The following is a 12,185-nucleotide window of genomic DNA, read 5'->3' as shown; positions in this document are numbered from 1 at the left end:
GGCAGCCCGCTGAGGGTTAAAAAAGAATTTTCAGATGATCTTTACACTTTCACCAACTTCACTTTTGTATCATAGAACGACACGCTTCCCCCCACCTTGTCGATCATGCAGGTGTTCTTCAGGTGCGGGTCGATCCACATGGCTGCATTGGCATGGATGCCGGCAGCCCTCCTGGGATCCCCCTTGATCACCTTGCCGTCGATGGTCACGTCGCCGGCGCCGGTAGCCCAATGGCCGTGGCCAAGGGTAAAGGTTACAACACCCGGGCGGATAGTCTCGGTAATCTGCACCTTGCCGATCATAGGCACTTTCGTCCCGTTCTTCAGATCCCACTCCCCTGCCGGATTGGTGGACGAAACCACCTTCACCTTCTGCCCGGCCTTCAGGCCCAGCCGCTTGGCGTCCCTGGTATGGATGATGATGCTGTTTTCCGGGATGGAGTCGGTCAAGTACTGATTGGTGATAGTGCGGGACTTGGTCATGCGAATGTCCCGCTGGGTGATCAGGTGCAGGTCGTACCCCTTCGACTGCTCCACGGGCGGCCGGTCAAGGGTATCCACAACCGGCATGTAGCGGGCCATGCCGTAGTAATGTTTGCCGGTGAAAGCATCCTTGCACTTGTAGGTCTTTTCCTGATAGAGGTTGATCTGCTTGCCGTACTTGTTGGCCACATGATCTCCCTTGTAGGTATTGGCCTGGCTGTCAAAGCGCCCGCCACGGTTCAGCACATACACCACCTTGGCAAAGGCGGGTCCGGCGATCTTCTGCCAACGATCCACATCGAAAACATTCTTCGGCAGGTGCCTTCGGGCCTTGAGGAAGGTCTCAATCTCCGCCGCACCGGCATCGGGCACCGGCTCCTTGCCGTCTCCAGCCACGTTGGCGACCATTCGGATGTAGAAATCATCGGGACGGGTAAGGGGCTTCCCTTCACCGAAGCCGTTGGGACCGAATCCCTTCAGTCCCAGTTTCTCGGCCAGGGCCAGCCACAGAGTCTCATAGGATATGGGCTGCTCCTCGCCGAAAACCTTGACCACCTCATTGGGGGAAGGAATGACCGGCTGGCGGATCGGCTGCACCTTGACCGGCATGTTGGGGTGCGATCCCTGCATCTCCCAACGCTCCAGGTAGTGAAGGTCGGGGAAGATATAGTCGGCATACATGGTTGTAGTGCCGATGGTTATATCGCTGGCGAAGTAGAGAGGAATGCGGTCGGTGTTGACCAGCGCCTCGATCATGGTGTGGCCTGCAGGTAGCGAGTAGGATGGCGCACCCATATAGGAGAAGACTACCTTGGCCGGATAGGGATAGGCATCGGCCATGGAAGGGAGGATTTCCTCATAAACGTCGGAAGAGAGCGGCCACCAGTTGCGTTTGGCCGGATATTTGGCCGTCTCGAAAAGGGTCGATTCCTCGTATTTGGCATCGTGACGGATAATGGACAGTCCGAAGGGTTTTGCCCCTTTCGGGCTGATCTTCTTCAGGTTGAAAGGCTGCTTTTCGCTCTTGGTGCCGTCGGTGTTATAGGTGGAAGCGACGATCATGCCCCCCTTCCAGTCGAAGTTGCCCAGAAGCAGGTTCAGGTTCATCAGAGAAGCAATGTTATAGAAGCCGTTGGTATGCTGGGCCGGGCCGCGGTGAACATCGACGGCAGCCTTTTTGCCATAGCTGGTCAGTTCCCTCGCCACCTCCTCGATGACCTTGGCTTCAAGGCCGCAAATCTTGGCGTATTCGGCGAGGGTTTTCTCCTTGGCAGTTTCCAGCATTACCTGCAGGCCGCTCTTCACCTTGACCGGCTTGCCGTCCTTGTCCGTCAGTTCGGCGGCAACAAACAGCTCCCCTTCCACGGCCTCTTTCTCGTCATTGGGATCGAAGGCAACCGGTTTGCCGTCCTTCATGGCCACCAGGTACTCGAAATCGAAATCCTTGCCATCCTTGTCCTTGCGTACCTCTTTGGCCTTCAGGCCTATTTCCGAGGCCCGGAGGAAAACCCCCGGCTTTCCATCCTTGTCAAGCTTGACCAGCCAGGCGCCGTTGCTCCAAGTGGTCTCCTTGTCGGCTGCGGCAGCTGCTTTGTTGGCATTGGCCAGATATTTGGCATCGAAACGCTTGTTTTCCAGAATCCAGCGGGTCATTCCCATGGCAAGGGCGGCATCGGTGCCCGGCTGGATCGGCAGCCAGCGGTTGGCCTTGGCAGCCAGCTTGGTGAAGCGCGGGTCGACGGCCGTGGTCTTCAGTTTTCCCTCCACCATACGCTGGGTCATTCGAGGTGTCCGGTTGGGAGGTCCGTAATTGCCGTCGAAGAGGTTGGAGCCGACAAAAAGGATGTACTCGGAGTTCTCCTGGTCGGGCTGCCAGTAGAATTTCTGACCGTCCTTGAAGGTGTCCCCCACGTACTGCTCGCTCATGGCCTTGCAGGCAAAGTAGAGGGAGCCCTGGCAGACCGTGGTATGGCCGTGGGTGTTGACTGTGCCGAATTGCTCGGTAAAGCGCTTGGCAAAATCGCTTCTCCCCCCTTTCTTCCGTCCCCACCAGTAGACGAACTGGTTGTTCTTCGGGCCGAAGTCCGGGTGGTCGGGGTCGATGAGCTTATCCAGATTGGCGGCATGCTTGGTCTTGAATTCGGCAACCGTCATCTTTTTCTTGCGGATTTTGGCAACATCGTTCCCCATTTCCTCATAGACCTTGTGGTCGGTGAGGACATAAAGGGATTTCAAACCATCCACGTGGCGGTTTTCTTCTCCGGGAACATGGCTGAAGAGGAGACCGCCATTGACGATCTCGCTGACCGCCTGATCGAAGGGAACCGACTGCCATTTTCCCTCTCCCCTCCTGCCGGCCCTCTTCAAGACCTGGCGGATTCGGTAGGGATCGTATGCCCCCTGGTGGCCTGACTGCCCCTTAGGACAGATGGCGCCATCAATCTTGGCTCCCCTGGCGATGTCTTCTTTCATCTCCAAATGCGGATGGAGAGTAAAAGGGTTGTACGGGTTGCCGTCCACCTTGACCGCCACTCCCTCAAAAATCTTCACCTTGATGCCACAACCGGTGTTGCAATTGAGACAAACCGTGTAGAGAGTGTTTTCCGCCTTCATCAGCTCGTACGCCTCGGCTTCGGTAATTTCGCCTGCTTCGACACGGGCTATCAACCCTTTGGCAAAGTCCAGCTGGGCAGCCACCAGCGCGCCACAACCGACCATGGCACTGGTCTTGAGAAATTTTCTGCGGCTCATACCTTTATTTTCAAGAAGTTCTTCATTTTCAAGAAGTTCTTTATCTTCATGCCTATCCATAGATTACCTCCAGCTTCTCATTGGCGATGTAATAAACACGAGGCGCCGTGCCGAGCTTTTTCTTCAGGATCTGAATCTTGTTCCCCTTCTTCACCTGGGCGATAAGGCTTTTTGGATCACTCTCATCGCCGAAGTAGCCGACCCTGCCGATGCAGGTGGTGATGCATTGGGGCAGCATGCCATTGGCAAGGCGATGGATACAGAAGTGACACTTACGCGCCTTGCCGATGGGAAGAGTATTCTCCTTGCGCGGCCACTTTTTGCCATACTCGAATGCGGGAAGTGTTTCGTAGACCTGCAGCTGGGGAGTGCCTGCCGTGTGAAAGGAACCGTCATCCATGGTTCTGGCCTGATAGGGGCAGGCGGGAACACAATTGCCGCAACCGATGCATTTGGCGTAATTGACCGGAACGATGCCGTTGCCGATCCCCTTGGTTTCCTTCCAGGTGGCACCATCCGGGCCTTTAACCGGACAAGCGGCAACGCAAGGCGGCTTGTCGCACTGCATGCACGGCTTGGGCAAATAGCTGCGGTTTACCTTCGGGTATTTTCCCTGCTCGTACTCGAACACAGGGCGATAGGTAAGTTTCGGTGGGAGCTTGTTTTCCGAGACGCAGGCAATGGTGCAGGCATGACAGCCAACACACTTGCGCAGGTCAAGGAGCATGGCCCAACGGCGCTCTTCCGCAGGTTTTTTCAGGGCACGCTCAAGGTCTTCCTGCATGACTATTAAAATGTCCTTTTCCATCTACCCCTCCTGTAATTTAGGCCATTAAGAAACAACGGATTACCGCCCCCTCGGCCACACAAAGGTGGCAATCGACTCACTTTCGAATAATCGTTTCTAATCCTGGCAGCCGATAAATAGCACGATCCGCTGCAGAGTGCAATTGACAGTTTGCATCTGCTTGAGTTATAAGGATTTTATGAAAATAAAGTTGATAAAAATTCGGTACTGACGAGGTTCTGAGGTCTAATGGTGGTCTCTGCGGGGAATTATACCGAGGCATCTGTCAAAAAAACCGGCCAGCGTTAGGCGACGCATCTCAGGTCAACGCCCTGGACCTTTCCAGGGTCTGCTCAATCATCCTCATTCTGCCGTATGGAGTCGGGGTTGGTAATTAAAGAGCGGAGCATTTCTGCCCCGCCTTTCCCGGTCAGGCTTCCTGATCTACTTTTGTTTTGCAAAGCTTCGCAACAACTCATGGCAGGGCGTCGACAAGTTCTTTCAATCTACCCACCGACTTCTCCATCTCCGCAACCTCAATCCGCAACCGCGGCACGTCCCTGTTATCGAGACGGTCCGCCTGTCCCCTTACTACTGCTATCTGCTGCGCCAGGACTTCATTGATCCTCGCCGTCTCCATAAACGTCGTCTCCTTGACAGCTTGGTTGCCGGTCTTCCGCCACCCGGGTTACTCTTTCCAATGGATGCATGAAACCGGGCAGGCATCGATGGCCTCCCGCTGGATCTCATCTTCCGCTGCCCCTTCCGGATTGTAACACTCGGCCTTGCCATCATCATTGAAGCGAAACACCCCCGAAAGGTTGTTAACGCACAAACCGCAGCTGATACAGACGTCCTCATCGACCCACGCTATTTTTGCCATAGCTCAACCTCCGCCCCAAAATTATTTGTTGTTAGTCAGCCTGCTACAGAAAGATTAGCATGTGTTTAATAATTGACAACTTGCTGTCAAGTCGGGAACAGGTCTTCATTCTGCTTGATTTTAGCGTGAATTCTTTTCCTGGTAGGGGACAACCATGGCGTCTGTCAGTTGTTCCAACTCGGCTGCCGTGACTGCAACAGGTGGCATCAAGGCATTTGGCCGAACCTTGCGGGGGTTTTTCAGCCACCTTTTCAGGTTATCCTCCCGCCACCTGGTCTTGCCGGCAAAGGTGGCGGGATAAAACTCACTAAAAAGCCCCGAGAGGCTAGGCCCCATATGGCCGCTGCCCAGGCCGCCGTAGCGGTGGCTCAACAGCTTATGACAGGAGCCGCACAGTCTGACGAAGCTGTTTTCCCTGGCCAAGCCATCATCTATAAAATGAACCACCTGCACAATTTCTCTCTGGCGGTCCGTTTCCTGCCTGGCGCCGCTGGCAATGGCATTGACCAGGGAGACGATTTCGGTATCGACAAAATGGAAATCAGGCATATAGAGCACCGGGTTTTTGATCGCCTTGAAGACGTCCTCGGGTGATGCGCCCGGAAAAAGCTTGTCCAGATCGGCAGCCAGCCGATTACCACGGTCTCCCGTCGTGTGACAGCGCCGGCAGCCTCCAGCACCGATCAGCTTTTTGCCTTCTTCTACAACCTTGCTGCCCGGGATGGTGAAGTGGGCATAGCGGCCGCCGATCAAGCCGTGATGGGCAATATTTTTCCTCTCGCTACGATCGTTCCCACGATGACAGCCGGTGCAGCTGCCGCGGCCGGTATGGTGGGATGGATGACAGGTTAGACAGGCACTTTTCCGGCCCGCCGATACCATGGCAGGGAAGAGCAGCATCAGGGCAAGGATTATGAAAAGACGACCAGCGACCAGTTGGCACCTCTGAAGAACATGGCGATAATGGTGAGAGCGGTTATGGCTATGAAGACAATGATAGTTATGACGTTCACCGCCGGCTGCCCCGTGGCGAACCAACGGGCTTTTTCCGTCGTGCTGGCGGAAGGAAACCAGGGAAGGATGAAGAAAAAGGCGGCTGTCAGGGCCACTGCATAGATCAGGTATTTGGAATAGCTGACCAGTTCCTGGATCCAGAGGAGAAACCAGGCCGACTTGACAGGGTTGGGCACTTTGGCCAAGTCAGCTGGTTCCTGAAGGGGGGCAGTGATAAGGATTGCCAGGAGCGAAATCACCGCGACGACAACGACGGTCGATATTTTAATGAGGCGAAAGAACTGCGGCGAACTCTTCACGTATTCCTTCATACTTCCCCCGATAGTGACGGTTTACAGGTAAGGCAGAATTCCCTTGTTTTTCCTGATACGGTAAAAATGGAGAAACGAGAGGAGCAGAATGGCCAGCGGCACCAGCACAATATGCAGCACATAGAAGCGAAGCAGCGACAGGGACTGGCCGACCCCATCAGGAACGAGGATATCCCTGATCATTCCGCCGAAATATGCCGTATTAAGCAGTTCCATGCCGGTCTGGGTTGCCCAGAGGGCAAGCTGGTCCATGGGCAGAAGGTAGCCGGTGTAAGCTGCAAAAACGGACAGACAGAGCAGAATGAAGCCGACGATCCAGTTCAGGTGCCGTGGCTTTTGATAGGCGCCGGTGAGAATGACGCGCAGGGTATGGAGAAAGATGAGCACGAGAAAGAAATGGGAAGCAAGACGGTGCAGACTACGCAGATAGCGGCCGCCATAGACCGATGATTCGAGAAAGAGAATGGAACCGAAGGCCTTGTCCGGGGATGGCTGGTAGTAAAAAAGAAGCAGCATTCCGGAGGCAAGGAGTAAGGAGAAGGCGGTGAAAGCCATGCCGCCGAGACAGAAGGTGTAGGTCAGGCGAAGGTTGTCCTTCAGCACGACCCGTGGGAAGAGATGCTTGAGAAATTCCTTGACCACGCTAACTCCCAGCCAGAACTACGATATGGTCGCCCCGGTCCTCAACCGGCAAATGGGCCAGGGGGCGATCAGCCGGACCCTTGATTACCCTGCCCTGCCGGTCGAAGGTGCTGCCGTGACAGGGGCAGGCAAATTCCCTGGGGGTCACCGTCACAGTGCACCCCAGGTGTGTGCAGACCAAGCTTATGGCGGTAATGCGGTCATTCCCCCTGGTGACGGCAACCCTCGACTGCTTGTAGACCAGGGCTCCGTGTGGGGGAATATCGGCCTTGGCAATGGAAAGCAGTACTTTTTTTCGCGCCAGACCAGTCACCAGGTATTTCCGCAGGATGAAAAAGCCCGCTAAAAGGGCGATCAGGGCAATGATGAATTTTCGACGCGATCGGTCAGTTTTTTCCATTTTTCCACATATGCCCTTTGATAAGCTGCGTTTTTCTCCGTCATGGCCCGGTAGCGGGCGGGGCTGAGAAAATCCCCGTTCATGACCTTTTGACCGGTCCTGTCCCAGAAGGATGGAAGTTTCATGCCATCATCCTGCAGCCGATAGATACGGTCCTCTTTTCCTTCCATGATAAAGCGCCGCGGTGCGTCATGGCAGCCATCGCACATGACAGTTCCCCGACGCACCGTATGGGGAAAAAACGCCTTCCATGACGCTGTCAGTAGCCGGTTTTCCTCTCCCACCACCATATCGTTGCGGATATCGCTGAAGTAGGCGATGAACTGGGGACGGATCGGAGTGACCATGCCCCTGGCGTTGACCCCCAGCGGCGGCGCATCCTGTTTTTTCAGGTAGGCGCTCTTCACATAATTGCCATTAACAGTTTTCAGGCGATAATCCTGCTGGGATGGGCTGTCGGTAAAACGCAGATAGAAGGTGCCGTATTCCTGCGCCCCCCACGCCGAGTGGCATGCATAACATTCCATTCGCTCCAGGTGTCCTTTTATCCGGTGTTCCAACACTTTTTTACTTGGCTTGTGACAATCCAGACAACCCTTTGCCGTCCTGGCCCCCGCGATCAGGCTCTGCATGGTATGGCAGCTGCTGCAGGCAATGCCCGCCTCGGCGTGGACATCGGGCAGCATCTTGAGGAAAGTCTCACCATAGGCGGTCTCCCCCCGCTGATAGCGGAGACTGTCCTCCCTGGGCGCCATGCCGTAATATTCGCTGCCGACAAAGTAGCCCCGATGGCAGGCAAAGCAATTCCTGTCCCGTGCCTGGGCCAAGGAATGGCCGCTGCCGCCATGACAGTCGGTGCACCCCCGCAGGTGGCAGGATTGACAGTTTCTGTCAAAAAAATGCGGGTCGGCCTTGGCGAACGTCTTCTTTACAAACTGCTTTTCCCTGGTCCGGGTAGCCATGGCATGGTCGAACAGCCGGCCGTAGCCGTTGTGGCAACTGGTACAGCCTTTGGCTTTATGTGCAGCAGAGGCCGGATCGGGAGTCGTTGTCCCATCATTGCCATGACAGTCCTTGCAGGCAAGGGCGGCATGGATACCGCTGGTAGCGACCCGGTGGCAGACCCGGCAATTTTCTTCCGCCATCGCCGTACTAGCGGCTGCGATCAGAAAGCAAGCGGCGATGAAGGGCATCATCCAGCGCACGATAATCCAACTCCTTTCGGTAAATGGGGTCCTTGGCGCTACCATGGCATACAAGGCAAAGGTTGACGGCAAGGGTTCTCTTCACCTCCCTGCCGTTCATGGGCCTGGAACGCTCCCGGGTGATTGCAGAGTACGCCTTTACCTTTCCCTGTCGCAGTGCCAGGAATCCGTCCAATGGCTTATCTGCGGATTTCTCACAGATCTGGGTGCCGTCGATGCTGCTGCCCTCAACAACGTGCTGACCGAAGCCGAGGAAGGCCGGATTACCGTGGCATTCCGTGCAGCCGATGGCCTTTTTACCAGTATTGTGGGAATAGAACGGGGCAAAGCGCAATTGTTTCTTTCCCTTATAGCGGGCAACATACTCATCCTTCGACTTCAGCTTTGTTTCCTCGACCACCGTGACGAAGGTCTGACAACCCGGCGTAACCGGGGAGATCTTCCCCCGCTGGTTGATGGCAAGGGGAAAGGGATAGAGCATGCGGTAGTCTTCCTTTTCACTGAACCGCCCCGGAGTTTCTTCCTGGCGGATGAAATCGGTGCCCATCTCCCCCTTATCGTAGGTGGTATGGCAGCCATAGCACTGGACCACGGTCCGGGAATGGCAAGCATAGCATTCCATGCGCTGGTGGCCGATTACAGCATGTTCCGGAGTACCGGTTATCACCTTGCTCTTGAACAATTTGCCGCTCCGCTTCCCAAGGACGTAAACCGCCCCGTCCTGGTAAAAAACATTGGAGTAGGGTCGCCCCTTGGCAGTCAGCACCATGTGCATGCCATGGCGCATCTGCATCCGGTAGCTTTTCGATTCCCTTATGGCCGCATCGCTTTCCCGGCTGATCGTCTGCCAACGTGGCCTGCTAGCCCCCCCATGGCAGTCTTCGCAGCTTATTTCAGTCTGCTGGTACATGTTTTCGTAGGCATAGCCATCTCCCATCACGTCCCGTGAAGTGTGACAGTCGATACAGTCCATGCCGGCGGCGAAGTGGACATCGGGAGCAATATGAACCAGGTTGCGTCTGCCGCTGGCCATCACCGGTCCCGGCAACCCCTTTCTGGTCGGCACAAGGCCGTTATTGCCATCGTACAACCCTTCGTAGGAAAGGGCAATGCGACCGCTGCGATTGTGGCAGCGGAAACAGACCCGATTATCGGGCAGCTTCTCCATGGCATGGCTGGCGGAATAGGGGGTCTTGCCTTTCATCGAGGGGTCCTTCCCCTCGTAGGTTGCCGTATCGTTATAGGGAAAATGGCAGGCTGTACAGCCGGCGCCGTGACTGGCGCTGTACACATTGCCGGTTTCGCTTCCCACATGGCACTGGGAGCAGAATTTACGGTAGAGTTCCCCCGACAGGTGGTCGAGCTTGGCAACCTCATCCAGGTGGAGCTCCTGCCCCCCGGCGTCAAAAACCTTGTCACCACGCCCCCCGTAGAGACGCCCGTTCTCCCCTTCCCAGGTCAACTGAATATTCTTGATCATGCCGGTATTGGTATACATGAGGTTGGAGCGCATCCGCCCCAGCTGGTGAGCGTGGCAGGCCCCGCAGCTCTTCTCCCAGTGTTCGGGATCGGCAGGGTTTTTCGGACCGAACATGGTCCTGTGGCTGATATTTTTGTTTCGTGCCTTGTCATCGCCACCGTGGCAGGACATGCAGGATGTGTGGCTGGCGGAAGTCTTTTCGATTCCCCGGTGACATGATTCGCAAGTTGACCTCCCACGGCCGCATCCGGTAAGCAGAAGAAGCAGCATGAGAGAGATCAGCAGAATCAGTTTGCCGGTATTGTTGGGTTTGATTGACATGGCCTATGGATAGATGCTTTCGTGATAGGTCACTATAATTCAACCATGCAGAAATATCCAGCTGCTTGCCCGGCATACGAAAAAAAATGCCTCCCTGCCACATAATCACGCAGGTAGGGAGCGTTACCATGCAGGTCAATCAGATGGCCACTGCCGCCGAGCAGCAAACCGCCACCACATCCGAAATCAGCGGCAACATCCAGCAGATCACCGACGTGAGTACGGCGCGGGGCGCCCAGGAAACGGCGGCTGCGGCCCGCCAACTCTCCAACCTCTCCAGCGAGCTTCAGCATCTCATCGGCCAGTTTCATCTGGCATCATAAAACCACCGGCACTATTACGAGGCCACCCTCTGGGGCGGCCTTTTTGTTTCCACGTTTCCGGGAGTGGGCTGCAGTCCTGGCCGCGCTGCAATTCCCCCTGTCTCCGTCACCTTTCGCTTTGCACGTGTCCCCTGGATTCACCATGCGCATTCTGCCCATCGACCCCAAAAAAAGGCCGGCGAACGGTTCGCCGGCCATTACGAGGAAGGAGGTACAACGATTGTTGCTATTTGCCGCTCTTGCTGATGCTGATTGTCTTGCTCGCTTCGTGCCAGAGGAATGGATCGGTTTTCTTCGTGCCGAAGGGGAGATACCAGAGCTGAACGGTCACATCCAGATCGTAGGAGGTCGGTTTGTTGACAAATTTGCCGTCAACCTCCATCTCCTCAAGGGGGAACATGATGTCGAATCTTTCATGGACCGTTTTTCCCGGCGGTAAGCCGGTATCCTCAATGATGCCGCTCTTCTCGTAGGGGCCGCGCCCCATCCGGTCACCCCGGCCCAACTGCTGCGGAACCGGCATGTAAATCTTTTCCTGGTTGAAAACTTCCTTGCCATCCTTCGTTTTTGCTATGACCGACAGAACCAGTCGGTTGGGGGTCGGTCAGCCATCGGGGATGGAGTGTCCGGCCCGGTTGGTCATTTCTACCTTGACCACCGCCTTAGGCTTTATTTCGGCGCCGTCGCGCCAGTGATAGCCGTAGGATTCCATCTTGAAATCCACCGCTGCCTTGGCCATGGCCGGATCACGGTAGGACTGGATGTTGTGGCCGAGCTTGCTCTTCTTCATGTGGCATTCCTGGCAGCTCTCCTGGCCACCTTCCGATTTGTAGGACCAGAGATAACTACCGTAGGAGGTACAGCATTGGGTCGGCTCATCGAGCTCCATATTCGGACCCATACCATGGCATTGACCGCACTGGATCGATTCGCTCATGATGGGGCTGATTGCCATCTTGGGGAACTTGTCTGAAGGATGATCACCGTCCTTCGATCCGTAGACCACTCCCGCCTTGGGATAGCCGTCCTGCCACTTGTGGGTGATGGCATTGCGATTGTGGCAGACCAGACAGTTGATGTTGACGCTCTTGAGTTTGTCTTCCTCGCGCTTGGCCACTGCCTTGTCCTTCTTCTTCAGGGCATCCTTCCAGCTGTAGAGGGTGCTGACGAGCTCCTGGGCCACCGAGTCCTCGGCATCGGACAGCTGCGGCAGGTGACACTTGGCACACCCCATCAGGTGTTCCACCTTGACATCCTTCGGGCTCTTGACCCCAGAATAGGGCTGTTCCATAAGGCCATTCTCGATGGCGGACATTATGGTCGACGCCGTTCTTCCCGTTCCATAAATGGAGCGCGAATGTATGGATTTCTGCGCTTCGTCATGTTTATCCTGGTGGCATTCGATGCAGGAGCTGGAATCGTACATCTTTGCCAGTTCGGCAAGGGTTTTCGCCTTGCCCGATTTTGCAGCAATGGTCTCCTGCAAGCCGATTCCCGCCTTGCCGCCGGCAGATGCCGGGCCGGCCAGAAGGGCAGCAGCCGAAAGAAGGACCAGGGTGCCAATTAAGCATTGATTCATCATATTC

11 protein-coding genes and 1 pseudogene are annotated in these 12,185 nt (G+C 55.6%); 1 reads left to right on the top strand and 11 read right to left on the bottom strand.

The features are described from left to right. Nucleotides 1–41 precede the first annotated feature (41 nt). The 10 genes from GEOB_RS06740 to extM all read right to left on the bottom strand — a co-directional run bounded on the left by GEOB_RS06740 (nt 42) and on the right by extM (nt 10,276). Complete coding sequence (locus GEOB_RS06740) at nt 42–3,293, bottom strand: molybdopterin-dependent oxidoreductase (RefSeq protein ID WP_012646441.1); 3,252 nt, start codon at nt 3,291–3,293, stop codon at nt 42–44. Continuing rightward, a complete protein-coding gene (locus tag GEOB_RS06735; protein WP_012646440.1) occupies nt 3,286–4,041 on the bottom strand; it encodes a 4Fe-4S dicluster domain-containing protein in 756 nt (251 codons plus the stop codon). Before GEOB_RS06735 ends, GEOB_RS06740 begins: the two co-directional genes overlap by 8 nt. A gap of 454 nt (nt 4,042–4,495) precedes the next feature. Further along, nucleotides 4,496–4,660 (bottom strand): hypothetical protein, encoded by a 165-nt coding sequence (locus GEOB_RS20110; protein ID WP_012646439.1) that lies wholly within the window; start codon nt 4,658–4,660, stop codon nt 4,496–4,498. Between the two features lie 48 nt (nt 4,661–4,708). After that, complete coding sequence (locus GEOB_RS06730; protein WP_012646438.1) at nt 4,709–4,903, bottom strand: ferredoxin; 195 nt, start codon at nt 4,901–4,903, stop codon at nt 4,709–4,711. A gap of 120 nt (nt 4,904–5,023) precedes the next feature. Then, nucleotides 5,024–5,803 carry a selenite/tellurite reduction operon c-type cytochrome lipoprotein ExtS gene (gene extS, locus GEOB_RS06725; RefSeq protein ID WP_012646437.1) on the bottom strand — a complete coding sequence of 260 codons (780 nt, stop codon included), beginning with the start codon at nt 5,801–5,803 and terminating at the stop codon, nt 5,024–5,026. Nucleotides 5,804–5,814: 11 nt separating this feature from the next. After that, a complete protein-coding gene (gene extQ, locus GEOB_RS06720) occupies nt 5,815–6,228 on the bottom strand; it encodes a selenite/tellurite reduction operon b-type cytochrome membrane protein ExtQ (protein WP_012646436.1) in 414 nt (137 codons plus the stop codon). Nucleotides 6,229–6,249: 21 nt separating this feature from the next. Further along, on the bottom strand, nt 6,250–6,870 hold the full coding sequence (locus tag GEOB_RS06715) for a cytochrome b N-terminal domain-containing protein (protein WP_012646435.1): 621 nt from the start codon (nt 6,868–6,870) through the stop codon (nt 6,250–6,252). Between the two features lies 1 nt (nt 6,871). After that, nucleotides 6,872–7,270, bottom strand: coding sequence for a QcrA and Rieske domain-containing protein (locus tag GEOB_RS06710; RefSeq protein ID WP_012646434.1), 399 nt, complete (start codon nt 7,268–7,270; stop codon nt 6,872–6,874). Further along, nucleotides 7,225–8,475, bottom strand: a complete 1,251-nt coding sequence (gene extO, locus GEOB_RS06705; RefSeq protein ID WP_012646433.1) for a selenite/tellurite reduction operon b-type cytochrome iron-sulfur cluster-binding subunit ExtO — start codon at nt 8,473–8,475, stop codon at nt 7,225–7,227. The genes GEOB_RS06710 and extO overlap by 46 nt, the downstream gene beginning before the upstream one ends. Then, nucleotides 8,423–10,276 carry a selenite/tellurite reduction operon c-type cytochrome ExtM gene (gene extM / locus GEOB_RS06700; protein WP_012646432.1) on the bottom strand — a complete coding sequence of 618 codons (1,854 nt, stop codon included), beginning with the start codon at nt 10,274–10,276 and terminating at the stop codon, nt 8,423–8,425. Before extM ends, extO begins: the two co-directional genes overlap by 53 nt. A 101-nt stretch (nt 10,277–10,377) precedes the next feature. On the opposite strand from extM, the pseudogene GEOB_RS06695 reads away from it, so the two are divergent. Further along, a pseudogene (locus GEOB_RS06695) lies at nt 10,378–10,599 on the top strand (methyl-accepting chemotaxis protein); the annotation flags it as partial. A 226-nt stretch (nt 10,600–10,825) separates the two neighbouring features. On the opposite strand, the gene extKL reads toward GEOB_RS06695, so the two are convergent. Continuing rightward, nucleotides 10,826–12,178, bottom strand: a complete 1,353-nt coding sequence (gene extKL, locus GEOB_RS06685; protein ID WP_268741660.1) for a multiheme c-type cytochrome (seleno)protein ExtKL — start codon at nt 12,176–12,178, stop codon at nt 10,826–10,828. Nucleotides 12,179–12,185: the final 7 nt, after the last annotated feature.

This window comes from Geotalea daltonii FRC-32, from assembly GCF_000022265.1.
GTDB classification, from domain to species: Bacteria; Desulfobacterota; Desulfuromonadia; order Geobacterales; family Geobacteraceae; genus Geotalea; species Geotalea daltonii.
The sequence above is the reverse complement of the archived record's forward strand: the minus strand, read 5'-3'. Positions and strand labels throughout refer to the sequence as shown.